21 protein-coding genes are annotated in these 18,917 nt (G+C 72.6%); 10 read left to right on the forward strand and 11 right to left on the reverse strand.

Going from position 1 to position 18,917, the window contains the following annotated elements; translation table 11 throughout:
• Positions 1-69 precede the first annotated feature (69 nt).
• Positions 70-723 carry an ATP-dependent Clp protease proteolytic subunit gene (locus ABD269_RS04580; RefSeq protein WP_344116267.1) on the forward strand — a complete coding sequence of 218 codons (654 nt, stop codon included), beginning with the start codon at positions 70-72 and terminating at the stop codon, positions 721-723.
• 1 nt (position 724) lies between these two features.
• Positions 725-1,327: a ClpP family protease gene (locus tag ABD269_RS04585; protein ID WP_344116269.1), complete on the forward strand. Its 603-nt coding sequence runs from the start codon at positions 725-727 to the stop codon at positions 1,325-1,327.
• 50 nt (positions 1,328-1,377) lie between these two features.
• Here the strand turns inward: ABD269_RS04585 and ABD269_RS04590 are convergent, their stop codons facing one another.
• The gene (locus ABD269_RS04590; RefSeq protein WP_344116271.1) at positions 1,378-1,773 is read right to left on the reverse strand and encodes a helix-turn-helix domain-containing protein; all 396 of its coding nucleotides are present in this window, start codon (positions 1,771-1,773) and stop codon (positions 1,378-1,380) included.
• Positions 1,774-1,836: 63 nt separating this feature from the next.
• Positions 1,837-2,403 (reverse strand): class I SAM-dependent methyltransferase, encoded by a 567-nt coding sequence (locus ABD269_RS04595; protein WP_344116273.1) that lies wholly within the window; start codon positions 2,401-2,403, stop codon positions 1,837-1,839.
• 55 nt (positions 2,404-2,458) lie between these two features.
• Between ABD269_RS04595 and ABD269_RS04600 the strand changes: the two genes are divergently transcribed.
• Entirely contained in the window at positions 2,459-3,322 is an 864-nt protein-coding gene (locus ABD269_RS04600; RefSeq protein ID WP_344116275.1) for a helix-turn-helix domain-containing protein, read from the forward strand.
• A 39-nt stretch (positions 3,323-3,361) separates the two neighbouring features.
• Here ABD269_RS04600 and ABD269_RS04605 read toward each other — a convergent pair whose 3' ends face one another.
• From ABD269_RS04605 to ABD269_RS04615, 3 genes are all read right to left on the reverse strand, one after another.
• Entirely contained in the window at positions 3,362-4,609 is a 1,248-nt protein-coding gene (locus ABD269_RS04605; RefSeq protein ID WP_344116277.1) for a DUF2786 domain-containing protein, read from the reverse strand.
• A gap of 90 nt (positions 4,610-4,699) precedes the next feature.
• Positions 4,700-4,846: a hypothetical protein gene (locus ABD269_RS04610; RefSeq protein ID WP_344116280.1), complete on the reverse strand. Its 147-nt coding sequence runs from the start codon at positions 4,844-4,846 to the stop codon at positions 4,700-4,702.
• A 271-nt stretch (positions 4,847-5,117) separates the two neighbouring features.
• Complete coding sequence (locus ABD269_RS04615; protein ID WP_301892797.1) at positions 5,118-6,395, reverse strand: L,D-transpeptidase; 1,278 nt, start codon at positions 6,393-6,395, stop codon at positions 5,118-5,120.
• Between the two features lie 383 nt (positions 6,396-6,778).
• Here ABD269_RS04615 and ABD269_RS04620 point away from each other — a divergent pair, with 383 nt between their 5' ends.
• Positions 6,779-7,063 carry a hypothetical protein gene (locus ABD269_RS04620; RefSeq protein WP_301892798.1) on the forward strand — a complete coding sequence of 95 codons (285 nt, stop codon included), beginning with the start codon at positions 6,779-6,781 and terminating at the stop codon, positions 7,061-7,063.
• 21 nt (positions 7,064-7,084) lie between these two features.
• Here the strand turns inward: ABD269_RS04620 and hutH are convergent, their stop codons facing one another.
• From hutH to ABD269_RS04645, 5 genes are all read right to left on the reverse strand, one after another.
• Entirely contained in the window at positions 7,085-8,629 is a 1,545-nt protein-coding gene (hutH, locus tag ABD269_RS04625; protein WP_344116284.1) for a histidine ammonia-lyase, read from the reverse strand.
• A 76-nt stretch (positions 8,630-8,705) separates the two neighbouring features.
• Positions 8,706-9,848: a GGDEF domain-containing protein gene (locus ABD269_RS04630; protein WP_344116522.1), complete on the reverse strand. Its 1,143-nt coding sequence runs from the start codon at positions 9,846-9,848 to the stop codon at positions 8,706-8,708.
• 339 nt (positions 9,849-10,187) lie between these two features.
• A complete protein-coding gene (locus ABD269_RS04635; protein ID WP_344116286.1) occupies positions 10,188-10,982 on the reverse strand; it encodes an enoyl-CoA hydratase/isomerase family protein in 795 nt (264 codons plus the stop codon).
• Between the two features lie 79 nt (positions 10,983-11,061).
• On the reverse strand, positions 11,062-12,258 hold the full coding sequence (locus tag ABD269_RS04640) for an adenylate/guanylate cyclase domain-containing protein (protein WP_344116288.1): 1,197 nt from the start codon (positions 12,256-12,258) through the stop codon (positions 11,062-11,064).
• A gap of 91 nt (positions 12,259-12,349) precedes the next feature.
• A complete protein-coding gene (locus ABD269_RS04645) occupies positions 12,350-13,219 on the reverse strand; it encodes a biotin--[acetyl-CoA-carboxylase] ligase (protein WP_344116291.1) in 870 nt (289 codons plus the stop codon).
• A gap of 146 nt (positions 13,220-13,365) precedes the next feature.
• Between ABD269_RS04645 and ABD269_RS04650 the strand changes: the two genes are divergently transcribed.
• From ABD269_RS04650 to ABD269_RS04670, 5 genes are all read left to right on the forward strand, one after another.
• On the forward strand, positions 13,366-14,973 hold the full coding sequence (locus tag ABD269_RS04650) for an acyl-CoA carboxylase subunit beta (protein WP_301892803.1): 1,608 nt from the start codon (positions 13,366-13,368) through the stop codon (positions 14,971-14,973).
• 56 nt (positions 14,974-15,029) lie between these two features.
• The gene (locus ABD269_RS04655) at positions 15,030-15,236 is read left to right on the forward strand and encodes an acyl-CoA carboxylase subunit epsilon (protein ID WP_301894352.1); all 207 of its coding nucleotides are present in this window, start codon (positions 15,030-15,032) and stop codon (positions 15,234-15,236) included.
• A gap of 124 nt (positions 15,237-15,360) precedes the next feature.
• Complete coding sequence (gene mmpB / locus ABD269_RS04660) at positions 15,361-15,492, forward strand: morphogenic membrane protein MmpB (protein WP_275898590.1); 132 nt, start codon at positions 15,361-15,363, stop codon at positions 15,490-15,492.
• Between the two features lie 103 nt (positions 15,493-15,595).
• Positions 15,596-17,062: a peptidoglycan D,D-transpeptidase FtsI family protein gene (locus ABD269_RS04665; RefSeq protein ID WP_344116295.1), complete on the forward strand. Its 1,467-nt coding sequence runs from the start codon at positions 15,596-15,598 to the stop codon at positions 17,060-17,062.
• A 28-nt stretch (positions 17,063-17,090) separates the two neighbouring features.
• Positions 17,091-17,693 (forward strand): Maf family protein, encoded by a 603-nt coding sequence (locus ABD269_RS04670; RefSeq protein WP_301892805.1) that lies wholly within the window; start codon positions 17,091-17,093, stop codon positions 17,691-17,693.
• 84 nt (positions 17,694-17,777) lie between these two features.
• Here ABD269_RS04670 and ABD269_RS04675 read toward each other — a convergent pair whose 3' ends face one another.
• Positions 17,778-18,101, reverse strand: coding sequence for a hypothetical protein (locus ABD269_RS04675; protein ID WP_344116297.1), 324 nt, complete (start codon positions 18,099-18,101; stop codon positions 17,778-17,780).
• A gap of 196 nt (positions 18,102-18,297) precedes the next feature.
• Here ABD269_RS04675 and ABD269_RS04680 point away from each other — a divergent pair, with 196 nt between their 5' ends.
• The gene (locus ABD269_RS04680; RefSeq protein ID WP_344116299.1) at positions 18,298-18,864 is read left to right on the forward strand and encodes a DJ-1/PfpI family protein; all 567 of its coding nucleotides are present in this window, start codon (positions 18,298-18,300) and stop codon (positions 18,862-18,864) included.
• Positions 18,865-18,917: the final 53 nt, after the last annotated feature.

The following is an 18,917-nucleotide window of genomic DNA, read 5'->3' on the forward strand; positions in this document are numbered from 1 at the left end:
AGGGCCGGTGGGGGCCGAGAGTGGGAGGGCGCGGCCGGGAGAGTCGCGTACGTCCCGAGGAGGCACCGTATGTCCACGCTCACCGCCGGATGGGATCCGGCCCTCGCCCCGCGAGCCGCCGAGGGGGAGACTCCTCCTTCGCGGTTCGACGACCACCTCGCCGCCCAACTCCTCGCGCAGCGCATCATCTTCCTCGGCACCCAGGTGGACGAGGTCTCCGCGAACCGCGTCTGCGCGCAGCTGCTCCTGCTCTCCGCGGAGGACCCGCGGACCGACATCAGCCTCTGCATCAACAGCCCCGGAGGGTCGGTGACGGCGGGGCTCGCGATCTACGACACGATGCGGCTGATCCCGAACGACGTCTCCACGCTCGCCATGGGCTTCGCCGCGAGCATGGGGCAGTTCCTGCTCACCGTGGGGACGGAGGGCAAGCGCTATGCCCTGCCCAACGCCCGGATCATGATGCACCAGCCGTCCGCGGGCATCGGCGGGACCGTCGCCGACATCGAGATCCAGGCGGAGAACCTGGAGTTCACCAAGAAGGCCATTGAGCGGATCACCGCGCGGCACACCGGGCAGAGCGAGGAGGCGATCTCCCGGGACAGCGACCGCGACCGGTGGTTCACGGCCGGGCAGGCGAAGGAGTACGGCATGGTGGACCGCGTCGTCGAATCGCTCGACGACGTCCGCCCGGCCGGTTCGCGTCGGCGGATGGGGATCTGAGATGAGCCAGTACACGATCCCGACCGTCGTCGAGCGCACCTCCAACGGTGAGCGGGCGTACGACATCTACAGCCGGCTGCTGTCCGAGCGGATCATCTTCCTCGGGACGGAGATCGACGACGGCGTCGCGAACGTCGTCATCGCCCAGCTGCTCCACCTGGAATCGTCGAACCCGGAAGCCGAGATCGCGATCTATCTCAACTCCCCCGGCGGCTCGTTCACTTCCCTCATGGCGATCTACGACACGATGACGTTCATCGGCTCGCCGATCTCGACGTTCTGCGTCGGACAGGCGGTCTCGACCGCGGCGGTGCTGCTGGCCGGAGGGGACCCGGGGCGGCGGTTCATCCTCGAACACTCCCGGGTCCTGCTGGGGCAGCCCGCGAGCGGCGGCCACCAGGGGACGGTCTCGGATCTGGCCCTCCAGGCCAAGGAGATGCTGCGGGTCCGCTCGCAGGTCGAGGAGGTCCTCTCCCGGCACACGCACCACGACGTGGCGACGCTGCGCGCGGACATGGACCGCGACAAGGTCTTCACGGCGCACGAGGCGGTGGCGTACGGGCTGGCCGACCAAGTGCTCGACCGGAGGCGGCCGGCCGCCTGATACGCCCGCGGGATCCGGCGGCCGTCGTTCAGCGGGGGTACGGCCGCCGGTCAGGCGGCGAGGCGCACCTCGCCCTGCCGCCGGGCCACCGGCGCGCGGAGGGAGGTCACCGTGGAGCCGCCGCGTCCGGCGGACGCGAGGCGGACGAGCTCGCCCTGGGCCAGGATGAGGAGGTCGGCCAGGGTGAGGCCGAGCGCGTGCGCGGCGGCGGCGAGCACCTCGGACGACGCCTCCTTGCGGCCGCGTTCGAGCTCGGAGAGATACGGCATCGAGATGCGCGCGGCGTCGGCCACGTCCTTGAGCGTGCGTTCCTGCGCGAGGCGTTCACGGCGCAGGACGTCACCGACGACGTGCCGCCACAGCGGCTCCTTGGCCCCTGCCGCCGGGGCCTCCTCGGCCGGGCGCAGCGGGACGACACGGGCTCGGTTCGACGCGTGGCTGGTCACCCCTCAAGGGTAGAAGGGCGGCGCCCGGCGCAGAACCGATCGCGTTCCGCCCGGGGCGAACGCTCACCGCCGGTACGCCAGGAAGCGGAAGCTGCCCTTGCCCAGGGTGACTTCGCAGTCGGCGAAGCCCGCCGCGCGCAGGCGCGCGGGCAGGGTCCGCGGGGGTACGGGCACACAGGTGTCGCCGAGGTGGAGCAGCCGGAAGCCCCAGCTGCTGAGGGCGTCGCAGCCGGTGAAGAGGCCACCGGGGCGCAGCACGCGGTGGGCCTCGGCGAAGAGGCGGTCCTGCGCGGCGGGCGACGGCACGTGGTGGAGCATCGTGAAGCAGGCGACGGAGTCGAAGCGGGTGTCGGGCAGCGGGAGGTCCGCGCCGTCGCCGTGGATGACCTCGACACGGCCGTCGAACTCGCGCCGCAGGCGCGCCGCGTAGCCCGCGTCGGCCTCCACCGCGCTGAGGTTGGCGACCTGGCGGAGCAGTACGCGCGTGGTGGCGCCGTAACCCGGGCCGATCTCCAGCGTGTCGGGCCCCAGCGGCACGCCCTCAAGGGCCCAGGGCAACAGCTCGTCCTCGACGGCGCGGGCCCACTTGTCGGAGGAGCAGAGACGGCGGTGGATGAGGTTCATCGGCATGTTCCGAGGCTAGGAAGATGGCAGGTGTGTCGGATACGGGCCAGGAGGTCAACCCATGTCGCCAAAAGGACAACAGCCGCCCCCGGGTGTGCGACAGCCCTGGGACGGCCGGTTGAACGCGGACGACCGGCACGGCGTCCCTCGCCCTGCCGCTGGCAAGGCGGGCACCGGCCAACTCGTCGCCCCGCCCGGCGGCGCCGTCGCCGTGGGCAGCTTCGCGCTCGACGGCGGCGAGTGGTTCGACAGCCACGCGCACGGGGCGCATCAGCTCGCGTGGGCGCCGCACGGCGTCCTGGCCGTACGGGCCCGCGGCCGTACGTGGGTGCTGCCGTCGACCGTCGCCCTGTGGATCCCCGCGGGCACCGAGCACTCCACCGGCGCGACGAGCACGGCCCTGCTGCGCAGCCTGTACTTCTGGCCGGACCGCTGCCCGATCGCGTGGCGGGAGCCGCAAGTCGTGCCCGTACCGGGGCTGTTGCGGGAGCTGATCGGCCATCTCGCGCAGGGCCCGGACGCGCTCACCGATGAGGCCCGACGGCGCGCCGAGAGCGTCGTCCTCGACCTGCTGCGCCCCGTGTCGGTGACGACCGTGCGCGCCCCCATGCCGGCCGACCCCCGCGCGCGCCGCGTCGCGCGGGCCCTGCGGGCGGACCCGGCCGACAACCGCACGCTGGCCGAGTGGGGGACGGTCGTGGGGGCGGCGGGCCGGACGCTGGCCCGGGCGTTCGTGTCGGAGACGGGCATGACGTTCGGGCAGTGGCGCACGCAGCTGCGGTTGCAGGCGGCGATGCCTCTGCTGGCCGGGGGCGCGACGGTCTCCGCGGTGGCGCGGCGGGTGGGGTACGGGTCGCCGAGCGCGTTCGTGGCGGCGTTCCGCAGGGGGGTGGGGGTGCCGCCGGGTACGTACTTCGCGCCGTGAGCGAGGTGGTTCGAGCCGCCCCCCCACAGCCCCGCACCGCTAGCGCAGCTTCGCCGCGTCCGCCGCTTCCTCGCCGCGGGCCCAGCCGTCCGCGTCGCGCCCCTTCAGGCGGTGCGCCGTCGTCGTCGGGAACATGCGTTCCGCCGTCTCGCCGACCGCCACCTCCCGCGCCGCCAGCACGGGCAGGACCTCGGTCTCGGTCGCCTCCTCCGCCCGGGCGGCCACCGTCAGGCGGTCGCGGATGCGGGCCGCGTAGGCGATGAGGAAGGACTGCCGGAAGTCACGGGTGCGGCGGGAGCGGCCGCGGGCGTGGTGGTCGTCGCCCGCGCGCGCCATCGCCGTGGTGGCCTGCACCAGCAGCGAGGTGTACATCAGCTCCACCAGTTCGAGGTCCGCGTCGAAGCCGACGACCGTCGAGAAGTCGTAGTCGCTCGACCACACCGACTGGCAGTGGTTGGCGGCGGCCACCGCGTCGAGGAGCAGCGCCTTCGCGGATTTGTACGGGCCCTCGACGCCGATCCGGCAGGCCCCGGGGCCGTCCACGGGGCCGGTGGCGTGGGCGGCGAGCAGCGCCTCGTCCATGGAGTGCCGCGCCATGAGCTGCTGGGCCTTGGCCGACAGGGCCTCGGCCTCCTCCGCGAACTGCGTCGACTCCGCCTTCGCCAGCAGCGCGCGGATCCGGGCGAGCATCTTCGGCGGGGCCGCGGGGGCGTCCGCCGGCCGGTGCCCGGCGCCCGGCAGCGGGCCGGCCGCACCGATCCGGGGCAGTCCGCCGGCCAGCCGCAGCGCGCCGAGCGCGCAGGCCACCGTCTCGAAGCGGCTGAGCCGCTCGCGCCCCGCGAAGCCGTCCAGGAAGGCCTCGTCCGCCTCCCACCACACGCGGGCGTCGAGGTCCCGCAGCTGTGCCGCCCAGCGCGCGCCGAGCGTGTCCGGGGCATAGCGCCGGGCCTCCGCCGCGACGGCGTCGACGGTGAAGCGGGCCTCCGCGGCGGTCAGCTCCCGCCGCGCGAGCCGGACCACGTCGGCGGGCTGCCAGCCGCCCTCCCAGGCCCGGCGCAGCGCCCTGGCGGCCGCGCGCAGCAGGACGCGGCCGACGGCGGCGGGACCGGCCGGGGAGGCCGCCAGGGCCGACGCGGCGGCGTAGACGGCGTCGTCGAGGGCGTCCCCCCGCAGCCCGCGCAACCCGGCCAGCGCGGTCTCGACGCCCGCGAGCAGCTCGTCGTCACCGGGCGGCTGCTCGGGCCGGCCCCCGGGCCGTTCCTGCTGCCGGTCGCTTCGCTTGGCCACGGGTCTCACTTCCGGGATACGGGATACGGGAAAGGGCACGTCAACGTCCGTACGCCCCATTCTCCCGGAAGGGGGACCCGCGGCCGGACGTCACCCGGACGGGAGCCGCACCTGGAACAGCCCGACCGACCGCTCGGGGCGGTAGCCGAGCAGCTTGTTGACGGCGCGCATCGGGCCGTTGTCGGCGGCGGCGGTGGGGCACGGATCCAGTCGCACCACGGTCAGTTCATCGCTCATCCGGGGGACGGTACGTGCGCGAAGTGCGGGCTGTCGCCGGGATTTTTCCCCAGCCCCGCCCCTTCCCGAAACCGGGGGAAACCCCCGGACCCCCGGGGTGCGCAACTCAGCCCGTGGGGGCACCTCCCAGCGGTAGCTGGGGGAGTTTGAGGACGCGCCCGCAGGGCGCCCCCGCCGCAGGCGGCAACGGGCCCGCACCCGAAAACGGCAGCGGCCCTCCCGGCGGAGAGTTCCGCCGGGCGGGCCGCTGCCGGAGCATACGGGTCAGGCGCTACGCGCCGGTCGCACTGCCCGCCACCCACGCGTTCCAGTCCATGTTCCAGCCGTTGAGGCCGTTGTCCGGAGCGATGGTCTTGTCGTTGGAGTTCTTGATCTCGACGACGTCGCCGATCTGCGAGTTGCTGAAGAACCAGGCGCCCGACGTGGACGGGTCGTCCGCGCCCTGCTTGTCCTCCAGGCCGACGCAGCCGTGGCTGGTGTTGGCCACGCCGAAGATGCCGCTGCCCCAGTAGTTGCCGTGGATGAACGTGCCCGACGTGGACAGGCGCATCGCGTGCGGCACGTCCTTGATGTCGTACTCGCCCTTGCCGTCGGCCTTGCTGAAGCCGACGGTGGAGCCGTCCATCCGGGTCTCCTTGAACTTCTCGGAGATCACCATCTTGCCGTTGTACGTGGGGTTCTCGGGACTGCCGGCCGAGATCGGGATGGTCTTGAGGGTCTTGCCGTCCCGGACGACCGTCATCTGGTGGGTCTTCGCGTCGACCGTGGAGACCTGGGAGTGACCGATCTTGAAGGAGACCGTCTTCTTCTGCACGCCCTTGATGCCCGGGGCACCCTCGACACCGTCGAGGTCGAGCTTCAGGGTGACGTCGGAGTTGGCCTTCCAGTAATCCTGCGGACGGAAGTCGAGGCGCTGGTCACCGAACCAGTGACCGACGACCTTCTGGCCGCTGCTGGAGTTGACGGTGATGCCCGACTGGACGGCCTTGCGGTCCTTGATCGGCTTGTCGAAGTTGATCGACACCGGCATGCCGACACCGACGGTGGAGCCGTCCTCCGGCGTGAAGGAGCCGATGAAGCTGTTGGTGGGCGAGACGGTGGCGAAGGAGGAGTTCTCCGTCGCCTTGCGGCCCTCGGAGTCCTTCGCCTCGACGACCACCTTGTACTTGGTGGACCGCTCGAGCTGCTTGGCGGGCTGCCACGACTTCTTGTCGGGCGATATCGTGCCCTCGACCGGAGTGCCCTTGTCGTCGGTCATCTTGACGCTGGTCAGCTCGCCGTCACTGACGGTGACCTTGGCGGCGTCGGTGGTGATCCCGGCGTTGGTCGAGCCGTCCTTCTGCGCGATCTTGATCTGCGCCTTGGAGGCTTCCTTGGCGGCCGCGGCGTCGACCTTGTTCTGCGCCTTGCCGTTGTTGCCGCCGGAGCCGTTCTTGCCGTCGTCGTCGCCACCGCCACAGGCGGCGAGGGTCAGCACACCACCGAGCACAGCGGCCGCGGCCACCAGGGCCTTGCGGCGCTTGCCGTCCGTCATCACACGCTTCTCCATTGCTCCTGGACCCCGAATCCCCGAGCCGAATCGTGGGGCAACACGTATACCGGCTACTGCTTGAGGAACGTCTCTACCGATTCGCCCGTTCCACCCCTCGGGGAAGTGTGGGGAAGACCACGCCAGTAAAGCGCCTCAGAGGGCCGACATGGTAGCCGGGGTCTTGGTATGACCGTGTTGTCCATGATGCAGGCGAGGCGACGGCCCGGACCAGGGCCGAGGGCCCCTTGACATTCGTTCGGGGAGTCCCGGCGCGGCTCACGCGTCTCCGGGCCACTCTCCGGCTTCCCCCGGGCCCGTTCGTATCACTAACATCGGGTCAGTTGAGGCGGTGCGGCGCTGCCGGCCCCTCAACCTCCGCCACTTCGAGGGGGATTCGTTCCGTGACCGCACGCCGCCCGCTGCTGACCGCCGTCGCCGCCGGCTCGCTCCTGTGCGCTGTCTGGTTCATGCCGAGCGCGCACGCGGCGCCCGAGCGGACCGCGCCCGCCCCTCGCGGGCACAGCCTGGAGCAGACCGCCGATCCGGCCGCCGACCAGCAGCTCTCCCTGGCGGACACGGGCAGCGTGGACACCACGCCGTACGTCTTCGGGGGCGTGGCCTTCGTCGCGGCGGGCGGTGCGCTGGTCACGGCCGCCGTGCGCAGGTCGCGCACGACGGCTCGCTGACCGCGGTCGTTCAGGGGCCGGTCAGGCCAGTCGCCCGGTCACCGGCTCGACGGTCTCCACCAGCTTCCCGGCGCGGACGAACTCCTCCGCCGCCGCCAGGTCGGGGGCGAGGAAGCGGTCCCCGCCGGGGCCCTCGACACCGGCTTCGCGGACGGCCTTCACCACCGCCTGGCTCGCCGGCGCGGCCGTCAGGCCCGTACGCAGCTCTATCGCGCGGGTCGCGGCGACCAGCTCGACCGCGATGACGCGGGTGAGGGCGTCAACAGCCGTACGCAGCTTGCGCGCCGCGGACCACCCCATCGATACATGGTCCTCCTGCATCGCGGAGGACGGGATGGAGTCCACGGACGCCGGCACGGCCAGCCGCTTCATCTCGCTGACCAGGGCGGCCTGGGTGTACTGCGCGATCATCAGACCGGAGTCGACGCCCGGGTCCCCGGCCAGGAACGGCGGCAGGCCGTGCGAGCGGTTCTTGTCCAGCAGCCGGTCCGTACGCCGCTCGGCGATCGAGGCGAGATCGGCGGCGGCGATGGCGAGGAAGTCCAGGACGTACGCGACGGGGGCGCCGTGGAAGTTGCCGTTGGACTCGACCCGGCCGTCGGGCAGCACGACGGGGTTGTCGACGGCGGCGGCCAGCTCGCGGTCGGCGACCAGCCGGGCGTGGGCGAGGGTGTCCCGGCCCGCGCCGGCGACCTGCGGGGCGCAGCGGATGGAGTAGGCGTCCTGGACCCGCGGCGCGTCGTCCTGGTGGTGCCCGGTCAGCCCCGAACCGGCCAGCACGCGCAGCATGTTGTCCGCGCTCGCGCCCTGGCCCGGGTGCGGGCGGATGGTGTGCAGCTCGGGCGCGAGCACCTTCTCGGAGCCGAGCAGCGCCTCCAGGGACAGCGCGGCGGTGACGTCGGCCGAGGTGATCAGCCGGGCGAGGTCCGCGCAGGCCATGACCAGCATGCCCAGCATGCCGTCGGTGCCGTTGAGGAGCGCGAGCCCCTCCTTCTCGCGCAGTTCGACGGGCTCGATGCCGTGCTCGGCGAGCAGTTCGCCGGCCGGGCGCAGCACGCCGTCCGGGCCCTCCGCCTGGCCCTCTCCTATGAGGGTGAGCGCGCAGTGGGAGAGCGGCGCGAGGTCGCCGGAGCAGCCGAGGGAGCCGTACTCGTGCACGACCGGGGTGATGCCCGCGTTGAGGATCGCGGCCATCGTCTCGACGACGAGGGGCCGTACGCCCGTACGCCCCGAGGCGAGCGTCTTCAGCCGCAGGAACATCAGCGCGCGGACGACCTCGCGCTCCACGCGCGGGCCCATCCCGGCGGCGTGCGAGCGCACGATGTTGCGCTGGAGCTGGGCGCGCAGGTCGGGGCTGATGTGGCGGACGGCGAGGGCGCCGAAGCCGGTGGAGACGCCGTAGACGGGGTCGGGCTTGGCGGCGAGGTCGTCGATGACCTGCCGGGAGGCGGCGACGGCGGCCAGCGCCTCTTCGGACACGACGACGCGCGCGCCGTTACGCGCCACGGCGATCACATCTTCCGCGGTCGTCCCGGCCGTCCCCACCACCACAGTGTGCATATCCATATTCAGGCACCCTAGAGACTGAATCGCCACCTGTCACTAGTCGTTTCGACCAGGCGTACTCCGAGGCCGGCTTCGGCTACTCGCGGCGACCGCGGAAGCGGCGCCGTTCGGCGGGCGGCGGGACCGGCGGGTGGTCCGCGAGCTCGAGCACCGCCTCCCCCGGCCCGTCGCGACCGGCGACGACCGGCTTCTCGGCGAGCGCCGCCTTCGCGCGGTACTGCGCCGCGTCCGCCAGCCGGAAGAGCCGCCGGGCCGTGCGCACCGGCCCGATCGGGTCCCCCGTGGACGCGACCCCGCACGCGACGCCCTCGCCGAGCTCCAGACCGCCCGCCCGGCGGCACAGTTCATCGGCGACGCGCACCACTTCGTCGGCCGTCGGCCCGACCGTCAGCAGACAGAACTCGTCACCGCCCAGCCGCGCCGCGAGCGTCCCCGGCAGCATCGCCCCGCACAGGGACAGCACCGAGCCGAACCGTTCCAGCAGCCGGTCCCCGACCGCGTGGCCCAGGGTGTCGTTGACCCTCTTGAGGCCGTTGAGGTCGCACACCACGAGGCTGACGACCACGCCCTCCGCGAGGTGCCGCTCCACGGCCTCGTCGAGGCGGGCGTCGACCGCGCGGCGGTTGCCGAGGCCGGTGAGGGGGTCGGTGAAGGCGAGGCGGCGGACCTCCTCCAGCCGCTCGGTCTGGGCGATCCCGGCCGCCGCCACGGCGGCGAGCACGGTCGCGAAGTCCGCGTCCGTACGGTCGAAGGCGGGCGCACCGGGCGGGCGGGCCACATAGAGCTCGCCCCAGGCCCGGCCGTGCAGCACGATCGGGGCGACCACGCAGCAGCCCCGCCCGCGCCGCCGCAGCGCGGCCACCCGCTCCCAGCCGCCTCCGGTGGCCGCGCCGAGGTGGCGGTACGTGCCCTCCAGGCCGTACGCGCCGGACTCCGCCCCGTCCTCCACGCACTCCACCCACGCGCGCGGCCCGTGGCCGCCGCCGGCCCACTCCTCGTGCAGGAACTCCGCGATCTCCGGGAAATCGTGCACCGGATAGGACTCGTCCTCCGGATAGCGCTCCTCGCCCTCGGCCAGCTCGCCCGCGTTCACCAGCACGCGCAGCCGCCCGTTCCCGCGCTCCCATGCCGAGATGGCCGCGAAGGTGCCGCCCAGCGCCGCCCGGGCCCGCTCCGCGGCGGCGGCGACGGAGTCCAGGGGGGACTGGGCCGCGGCCATCGCCTGCGCGAGCTCCACCACGGCGCGCAGCCGGATGTCGCACTCCCCGCTTTCTGCCACCCGAATGCCTCACATTCTTTCGCTGCGCGCGGATTATGCACCCAGCGTATGAATGTTGTGCGCGTTCCGCGCCGCGACCGGATTCTGGGACTCCGGTCGCAGTTTCCGGGCAGTGCCGTTGCCGCCTGCGGCGGGCTTGTTCCGCTGCGGGTCCGTTGCCGCCTGCGGCGGGAGCTCCCTTCGGGAGCGTCCTCAAACTCCCCCAGCTACCTCCCCCAGACTCCGTCCGGGGGTGCCCCCAGAGGTGCCCCCACGGGCTGAATTGCGCGCCCGGAAGTCCTACTCCCCCGGCCACTGCGGCGGGCGGCGCTCGTTGAATGCTGCGACGCCCTCGACCCGGTCTCCCGAGAACGCGACCGTTCGCCAAGCCGCGTCCTCGACCTCCAGCCCCGTGCGGAGGTCCAGACCATGACCCAGCCGCAGCGCCCGCTTCGCGGCGCGCAGGCCCACGGGGGAGTTCGCCGCCATGGTCGCGGCCAGCGCCAGCGCCGACGTGCGGTCCTCGCCCTCCGGCACGAGCTGGTCCACCAGGCCCAGGTCGCGGGCCTCCTCGGCCGGTACCCGCCGCGCCGTGAAGATCAGTTCGGCCGCGCGCGCGGCGCCGACGCGGCGGGGCAGCAGCTGGGTGCCGCCGCCGCCCGGGATCACCCCGACCGACACCTCGGGCAGGCCCACGACGGCCGTGCTGTCGGCCACGATCACATCGCAGGACAGGGCCAGTTCGAACCCGCCGCCCAGCGCGAACCCGTGCACCGCGGCGACGGTCGGCATCGGCAGCTCCAGCACACCGGTGTACGCGGCGCGGGCGTGCGGGCGCTGCCGCGCGAGGTCGGCGTCGGTGAAGGAGTTGCGCTCCTTGAGGTCGGCCCCGACGCAGAACGCGCGCTCGTGCGTGGACGTGAGCACGACGACCCGCGCCGAGAGGTCGGCGGCGAGGGCCGCGGTGGCCTCCGCGATGCGGCGGCCCATCTCGGTGGAGACGGCGTTCATGGCCTCGGGGCGGTCGAGCACGAGCTCGGCGACGTGGCCGTGCCGCTGGATCCGGATCCATTCGCCGAAGCGCTGCTCACTCATGCGACCTCCTGTTAACGACCGTGAACCTTTCGCAAGGATCTTCGCCCGCCGGGGAGATGTCCAGAGCGGGGGCGGGCCGTCAGCCGCCCCTGCGGGTGAGCAGCCAGGGCTCCACCACGCCCAGGCCGCGCACCGGCCGCTGCCACATCGGCTGGAGCGCGAAGCGGTACTGGTCGTCCGCCTCCGGCCCCACCTCCGCCTCCGACTTCGGCGCGTCGCCGCTGCGGGCGAGTTCCTCGGCGAATGCGCTGTCGACGAGGACGGCGTCCTTCGGCGCTATCGACGTCAGCCGGGAGGCCAGGTTCACGGTCGTGCCGAAGACGTCGCCCATGCGGGTCGTGACGGTGCCGAAGGCGATGCCGACGCGGAGTTCGGGCATCGTCTCGTCGTGGGTCATGGTCTCGATCAGCCGCAGGCCGATCTCGGCGGCGGTGCCCGCGTCGTCGGCCGCGTAGAGCACCTCGTCGCCCAGGGTCTTGATCAGCCGGCCGCCGTGCGCGGCCACGAGGTCGGCGGCGGTGGTCTCGAACGCCTCGACCAGCTCGCCCAGCTCCTCCTCCTCCAGACGGCGCGTCAGGCGGGTGAAGCCCACGAGGTCGGCGAAGCCCACGGCGAGGCGCCGGTCGACCATCTCGGCGTCGTCCTGGGCCTGGACGACGCGGCCGGTGGCGGCGGCGAGCTGGCGCCGCCAGACGTAGATGAGGAACTCCTCGAGCTCCGGCAGCAGCAGTTCGACCAGCGGATAGGTGATCTCCGTCCGGGTCATGCCCGGTTCCTGAGGCTCGGTCAGGCCCTCCAGGAAGGAGTCGATCTGCCAGTCGGCGAGCCGGGCCGTGGTCTGCCCGGTGGAGCGGGCGACCTGCACGGCCATCGGCTCGCTGAGCAGCCCGGCCTCGACCAGGCCGGCGAGGCGCCGCAGGGCGAGGACGTCCGCCTCGGTCAGCGCGCGGGCCTGGCCGATGTCGGCGAAGCCCATGGCGCGCCAGAAGCGGGCGGCCAGGTCCATGGAGACGCCGGCCGCGCGCGCGGCCTGGAAGGGGGTGTAGCGGCGCTCGGCGCCGAGGATCAGCGCCTCCAGCCGCAGGGCGATGGGGTCGCCGCCCTCGTCGCCGTACTCCTCGACCCCCTTGGCGGCCGCGCGGCCGGTGCTCTCCGCGCCGCCGTTCGCGCCGGACCTGCCGGTGCCGCCCTCGGCTCCCCCGGCGTTCCCGTGCGCGGCCCCGTCGTCACCCGTGGCCTCAACGGCACGGGAGGTCCCCCCACCGTCGGCGGTCACCGCCCGCCCCCTGTCAGTTCCGTGCGCACTGCCCTGCCGATCACTGCTCGCTTAGGTTCCGGGCACAACGATACGACAGGTGTGCCGTAGCTCACTCTTCCGACAGCGCGGGCCGTAGGTGGACGATGTCGCCCGCGCCCACCGGCTGCCGCACCCCGTCGCCCGTCGCCAGCACCAGCCGGCCGTCCCCGTCCACGGCCACAGCCTCCCCGACGAGCTCGCGCCCGCCGGGCAGTTCGGCCCGTACGGTGCGGCCGAGCGTGGCGCAGCCCGCCGCGTACGCCTCCTGGAGACGGCACGCGCCGGGGTCGCCCCCGGCGCGCCGCCACTCGCCGTACCACTCCTCCAGGGAGCGGAGCACGGCCCGCAGCAGCGGGTCGCGGTCCACGGTGTGCGCTCCGGCCAGGGCCAGCGAACCGGCCGTCGGCACGGGCAGTTCGTCGGCGCGCAGGGAGACGTTGAGCCCGATGCCCACGACAACGCTGTCACCGGCGCGCTCGGCGAGGATGCCGCCGGCCTTGCGCTCGGCGCCGTCGACGGTGACGAGCAGGTCATTGGGCCACTTCAGGGCGGTGTCGACGCCCGCGGCCCGGGAGAGCGCGGTCGCCGTCGCCACGCCGGCGAGCAGCGGCAGCCAGCCCCAGAGCTCGACGGGCACGCCGGGGCCCGGGGTGAGGAGGACGGAGAAGAACAGTCCGGAGCGCGGCGGCGCCGACCAGGTCCGGTCCAGCCGCCCGCGCCCGGCGGACTGTTCCTCGGCGACCAGCACCGCGCCCTCCTTCGCCGCGCCGGACGCGGCGGCGGCGACCAGGTCCGAGTTGGTCGACCCGGTCCGGACGGCCACATCCAGGGAGGTCCACAGCCCGTCGGGCCGCAGCAGTCCGCGCCGCAGCGCGGGGGTGTTGAGGGGCGGGCGGTCCAGGTCGGACCAGCGGTTGCCGGAGGCGTCGGAGGGCGTCATAGGAGCCACCATAGGAGCCGCCGGCGGGAAGCGGTGGGCGAGGGACCGGTGTGGCCAACGACGCAGTGCCGTAGCGCATCCACGCGGATACGCTACGAACCGGTAGCCCAGTCAGCCCCCTCTGGACGAGCAGGAGCCGCATCCCGATGTCCGAGCCAGACACCACCCGTGGATCCGATATCGACATCCACACCACCGCGGGCAAGCTCGCGGACCTCCAGCGCAGGATCGAGGAGGCGACGCACGCGGGCTCCGCGCGGGCGGTGGAGAAGCAGCACGCCAAAGGCAAGTTGACGGCCCGGGAGCGCATCGCGCTGCTGCTGGATGAAGGTTCCTTCGTCGAGCTGGACGAGTTCGCCCGGCACCGCTCGACCAACTTCGGCATCGAGAAGAACCGGCCGTACGGGGACGGCGTCGTCACCGGCTACGGCACCGTCGACGGCCGGACGATCTGCGTCTACTCCCAGGACTTCACGATCTTCGGCGGTTCGCTCGGCGAGGTCTACGGCGAGAAGATCGTCAAGGTCATGGACTTCGCGCTGAAGAACGGCTGCCCGGTCGTCGGCATCAACGACGGCGGCGGCGCGCGCATTCAGGAGGGCGTGGTCGCCCTCGGCCTGTTCGCCGAGATCTTCCGCCGCAACGTGCACGCCTCCGGGGTGGTCCCGCAGATCTCCCTGATCGTCGGCCCCTGCGCGGGCGGCGCGGTCTACTCCCCCGCGATCACCGACTTCACGGTGATGGTCGATCAGACCTCGCACATGTTCATCACGGGCCCGGACGTCATCAAGACCGTCACCGGCGAGGACGTCGGCTTCGAGGAGCTGGGCGGCGCCCGTACGCACAACACCACCTCGGGCGTGGCGCACCACATGGCGGGTGACGAGAAGGACGCCATCGAGTACGTCAAGGCGCTGCTGTCCTACCTCCCGTCCAACAACCTCTCCGAGCCGCCCGCCTTCCCCGAGGAGGCGGACCTGGAGCCGTCGGACACCGACCGCGAGCTCGACACCCTGATCCCGGACTCGGCCAACCAGCCGTACGACATGCACACCGCGATCGAACACGTGCTGGACGACGGCGAGTTCCTGGAGACCCAGGCGCTGTTCGCCCCGAACATGCTCACCGGCTTCGGCCGGATCGAGGGCCACCCGGTGGGCGTCGTCGCCAACCAGCCGCTGCAGTTCGCCGGCTGCCTGGACATCAACGCCAGTGAGAAGGCGGCCCGGTTCGTCCGGACCTGCGACGCCTTCAACATCCCGGTGCTCACCTTCGTGGACGTGCCCGGCTTCCTCCCGGGCACCGACCAGGAGTACAACGGCATCATCCGGCGCGGCGCCAAGCTGATCTACGCCTACGCCGAGGCCACGGTCCCGCTGATCACGGTGATCACCCGCAAGGCGTTCGGCGGGGCGTACGACGTCATGGGCTCCAAGCACCTCGGCGCGGACCTCAACCTCGCCTGGCCCACCGCCCAGATCGCGGTCATGGGCGCCCAGGGCGCGGTCAACATCCTGCACCGCCGGACGATCGCTGCCGCGGACACCCCGGAGGAGCAGGAGGAGCTGCGCGCGAAGCTCATCGCCGACTACGAGGACACGCTGCTCAACCCGTACGCGGCCGCCGAGCGCGGCTACGTCGACGCGGTGATCATGCCGCACGAGACGCGCACCCACATCGTGCGCGGGCTGCGGGCGCTGCGGGACAAGCGCGAGAGCCTGCCGCCCAAGAAGCACGGCAACATCCCGCTGTAGGCGGCCGGGCCGTGCCGGAGCCGCCGGAGAAACGACACGCCGTCGAGGAGCTGACCATGATCAAGGTCGTACGGGGCAACCCGACCCCCGAGGAGCTGGCCGCCGCCCTGGCGGTGGTCCAGGCCCGCGCGGCGGCCCGGGCGACCGCCGCGCCGGAGGGCTCCGCCCGCGCCGAGTGGGCCGACCCGGCCCGCCGGGTCACCGCCCGGCGCACGCCCCGCCCGGGGCCGCGCTCCTGGCGGACGTCGTACTGGCCCGCCTGACCGCCCCTCGCGCCGGGCCCCACGCGGGCCCGGCACCGGCTTTTGCCGGAGTTGACCCTCGTACCGGCGTGACTGAGTACGCGTACTCAGGCGCCGGAGGCGGGCCGGCAGCAGCATGGGAGCCATGCTGTGGTCGGACCCGCCCGAAGAGCCTCCCGAGGAGCTGCGCGAAGTCCAGGCGATGCTCCGCCGGGCGGGCTTCGTGCTGGCCATCGGCGTGGTGGCGCTGTTCGTCCTGCTCGGGCTGAGCCCCTGACGGGCCCCGGGCGACACGCCCGGCCCCGGCACGCCTGCAACCGAAAACGCAGCATTCACGTCATCCCCAGTGAATTGCCGCGATTCCGGGAGTGCGTCACAACATGAACAAACCCGTGCGTCACATATCCGTCTTCGTCGGGGTGCTGGTGCTCGCCCTGCTGGTGCAGGCGACCCTGCTCCAGTTCGTGCGCGGCAACGAGCTCTCCGACAACGAGCACAACCGGCGCACGAAGATCGCCACCTTCTCCCAGCCCCGCGGCAACATCATCGTCGGCGGAGAGTCCGTCACCGGGTCCGTCGAGACCAACAGCGGCGACCTCAAGTACAAGCGCACGTACAAGGACGGCGAGATGTACGCCCCCGTCACGGGCTACTCCTCGCAGATCTACCTCAGCTCGCAGCTGGAGAGCCTCAACGACAAGCTGCTGAGCGGCCGCGACGACAAGCTCCTCTTCCAGCACACCACCGACCTGCTCACCGGCAAGAAGCCGCGCGGCGGCGACGTGGTCACCACCATCGACCCCAAGGCGCAGAAGGCGGCCTACGAGGGCCTCGGCAAGTACAAGGGCGCCGTCGTCGCCCTTGACCCGCGCACCGGCAAGGTCCTGGCCCTCGCCTCGACCCCCTCGTACGACCCGTCGGTCTTCGCCGGCGACCGGACCAAGGACTCGGACGCCTGGAAGAAGCTGGAGGCCGACAAGAACAAGCCGCTGCTCAACCGGGCGCTGAAGGACCGCTACCCGCCGGGCTCCACCTTCAAGATCCTCACCGCGGCGGCGGCCCTGGAGCACGGCGTCGTCACCGACATCAACGCCAAGGGCGACGCCCCCACCCCGTACAAGCTCCCCAACACCACGACCTACGTCCGCAACGACGTGCAGACCCCGGACTGCGACAAGGGCTCGCTGAAGTCCGGCCTCCAGTGGTCGTGCAACAACGTCTTCCTCGACCTCGCGGACAAGCTGGGCGTCGACAAGATGCGCGAGACGGCGGAGAAGTTCGGGTTCAACAACCCCAAGGTGGACATCCCCGTCCGGGCCGTCGAGAGCATCTACCCCAAGAAGCTCGACCGCCCGCAGACCGCGCTGACCGGCATGGGCCAGGGCAGCCTCGACAGCACCCCGCTCCAGATCGCCATGATGACCGCCGGGCTCGCCAACGACGGCAAGCTGATGAAGCCGTACATGGTGGAGGAGCTGCGCGGCCCCGACCTCAGCGTGCTGGAGAAGCACAAGCCCGAGGTGATGGAGCAGGCCGTCTCCGCCGACACCGCGCGCAAGGTGCAGTCGATGATGGAGAACACCGCCCAGAACGGCACCGGCAAGAAGGCCCTGATCGACGGCGTCACCGTCGGCGCCAAGACCGGCACCGCCCAGCACGGCGTCAACAACGAGAAGCTGCCGTACGCCTGGTTCGTCTCCTACGCCAAGCAGGGCGACGGCTCCCCGGTCGCGGTCGCGGTCTTCATCGACCCTGAGGGCTCGGGCATCGACCGCGAGGAGATCTCCGGCGGCGGCCTAGCGGGCCCCATCGCCAAGAACGTCATGCAGGCCGTGCTCAAGAAGTAGCCCTCCGGGGCCCCTCTACGATGGCGGGATGACCGCTCAGCGCCGCCTCGTCCTCGCCTCCCAGTCCCCCGCCCGCCTCGGGCTGCTCCGCAACGCGGGGCTCGCGCCCGAGGTGATCGTCAGCGGCGTGGACGAGGACGCGATCACCGCCCCGACCCCCGCCGAGCTCGCCCGCGTCCTCGCCGAGGCCAAGGCCGAGGCGGTCGCCGCGCGGCCGGAGGCGGCGGGAGCGCTTGTCGTCGGCTGCGACTCGGTGCTGGAGCTGGACGGCCTGGCGCTCGGCAAGCCGGTGGACGCCGAGGACGCCACGGCCCGCTGGAAGTCGATGCGCGGCCGCTCGGGCGTGCTGCGGACGGGCCACTGCGTGATCGACACGGCCACCGGGCGGAGCACCTCGGCGACGGCCTCCACGACCGTGCGGTTCGGCGAGCCGACCGACGCCGAGATCGCCGCGTACGTGGCCTCCGGCGAACCGCTGCACGTCGCGGGCGCCTTCACCCTCGACGGCCGGTCCGCGCCCTTCGTCGAGGGCATCGACGGCGACCACGGCAACGTCATCGGCCTGTCGCTCCCGCTACTGCGCCGGCTCCTGGCCGACCTGGGCACCCCGATCACGGACCTGTGGGTCTGACGCCGCACGTATGAGAACACAGCACGAACGCCGGTACGGGCCGGGTCTCGGCTCGTACCGGCGTTCGTGGGCCGGGGGCCGGGGTCAGGCCGGCACGAGCCCGGTGATCGGCGCCAGCAGGCCCAGTGCCGGATCCAGCGCCTTGGTGACCTGGGTTACCTGACCGAGTTGGTTCAGCTTCCCCAGCTCCCTCGTGCCGTCCGGGGAGATGCTGGTCGGCGGCTTGTCCGGAACCATCTCCCCGTTCGGTGGGGCGACGGTCTCCCCCGCGTTCGAGGTGGGGGTATGCGGCATGGGTGCGGCCGAGGCGACGGTGGCGGTCATGGTGAGGGCGGCGCCGGCGAGAACGGCGGCGGCTGCAATGCGCTTGATCATGCCCCACCAACGAGGTCGGTGCGCGTCGGTCACCATTCCTTGCGCCACTCGGGGGGCTCGTCCCTCTGCGGGGCGCACAGGGCCGCCGACGGCCGCCGCGCGGGCCCGCGCCGCCCGCCCGAAGTCGGCGGGCGCGCCGTGCCGTTGACCGGACGGCGGGCGCCCCACCGGTTTTCCCGTCCGCGCCCCGGCGCATATTCGGGTTAACCGACACCGAGGAGAGCCAGCCATGCCGAGGATCCTCATCACCACCGGCGACGCCGCCGAGGACCTGGAGGTCATGTACCCCTACCAGCGCCTGCTGGAGGAGGGCTACGAGGTCGACATCGCCGCGCCGACCGTGAAGAAGCTCCAGTTCGTGGTGCACGACTTCGTGTCCGACTTCGACACCTACACCGAGAAGCCCGGCCACTGCTGGCCCGCCGACATCGCCCTCGCGCAGGTGAACCCCGCCGACTACGCGGCCGTGGTCGTCCCTGGCGGCCGGGCGCCCGAGTTCCTGCGCCTGAACGCCGACTTCCAGCGGATCATCACGGCCTTCTTCGCCGCCGACAAGCCCGTCGCGCACATCTGCCACGCCGTGGTGGCCCTCGCCCCGCTGGGCGTGCTCCAGGGGCGCAGGACGGCCGCCTGGCCCGCCTGCGAGCCGGACGTGCGGCTGGCCGGGGGGACGTTCGTGGACGCCGAGGCCGTCGTGGACGGCAACATGGTCTCCGCCCGGGCCTGGAACGACCACCCGGCGTGGATGCGCGCGTTCGTCGAGCTCCTGCGGGAGAAGGCGCCGCTCAAGGGCTGACGCGGGCACTCCCGGGCGCTGTGCCAAGCTGGAGGGTCCACGTCCGCATTCCG

This window comes from Streptomyces blastmyceticus (assembly GCF_039521185.1).
Lineage (GTDB): Bacteria > Actinomycetota > Actinomycetes > Streptomycetales > Streptomycetaceae > Streptomyces > Streptomyces blastmyceticus.

Coding starts and splice junctions, on each gene's coding strand:
- ABD269_RS04650 (WP_301892803.1), top strand. CDS start 13,366: ATGTCCGAGCCAGACACCACCCGTGGATCCGATATCGACATCCACACC.
- hutH (WP_344116284.1), bottom strand. CDS start 8,629: ATGGATATGCACACTGTGGTGGTGGGGACGGCCGGGACGACCGCGGAA.
- ABD269_RS04655 (WP_301894352.1), top strand. CDS start 15,030: ATGATCAAGGTCGTACGGGGCAACCCGACCCCCGAGGAGCTGGCCGCC.
- ABD269_RS04630 (WP_344116522.1), bottom strand. CDS start 9,848: ATGGCCGCGGCCCAGTCCCCCCTGGACTCCGTCGCCGCCGCCGCGGAG.
- ABD269_RS04645 (WP_344116291.1), bottom strand. CDS start 13,219: ATGACGCCCTCCGACGCCTCCGGCAACCGCTGGTCCGACCTGGACCGC.
- ABD269_RS04615 (WP_301892797.1), bottom strand. CDS start 6,395: ATGGAGAAGCGTGTGATGACGGACGGCAAGCGCCGCAAGGCCCTGGTG.
- mmpB (WP_275898590.1), top strand. CDS start 15,361: ATGCTGTGGTCGGACCCGCCCGAAGAGCCTCCCGAGGAGCTGCGCGAA.
- ABD269_RS04665 (WP_344116295.1), top strand. CDS start 15,596: ATGAACAAACCCGTGCGTCACATATCCGTCTTCGTCGGGGTGCTGGTG.
- ABD269_RS04680 (WP_344116299.1), top strand. CDS start 18,298: ATGCCGAGGATCCTCATCACCACCGGCGACGCCGCCGAGGACCTGGAG.
- ABD269_RS04610 (WP_344116280.1), bottom strand. CDS start 4,846: ATGAGCGATGAACTGACCGTGGTGCGACTGGATCCGTGCCCCACCGCC.
- ABD269_RS04595 (WP_344116273.1), bottom strand. CDS start 2,403: ATGCCGATGAACCTCATCCACCGCCGTCTCTGCTCCTCCGACAAGTGG.
- ABD269_RS04600 (WP_344116275.1), top strand. CDS start 2,459: ATGTCGCCAAAAGGACAACAGCCGCCCCCGGGTGTGCGACAGCCCTGG.
- ABD269_RS04585 (WP_344116269.1), top strand. CDS start 725: ATGAGCCAGTACACGATCCCGACCGTCGTCGAGCGCACCTCCAACGGT.
- ABD269_RS04580 (WP_344116267.1), top strand. CDS start 70: ATGTCCACGCTCACCGCCGGATGGGATCCGGCCCTCGCCCCGCGAGCC.
- ABD269_RS04670 (WP_301892805.1), top strand. CDS start 17,091: ATGACCGCTCAGCGCCGCCTCGTCCTCGCCTCCCAGTCCCCCGCCCGC.
- ABD269_RS04635 (WP_344116286.1), bottom strand. CDS start 10,982: ATGAGTGAGCAGCGCTTCGGCGAATGGATCCGGATCCAGCGGCACGGC.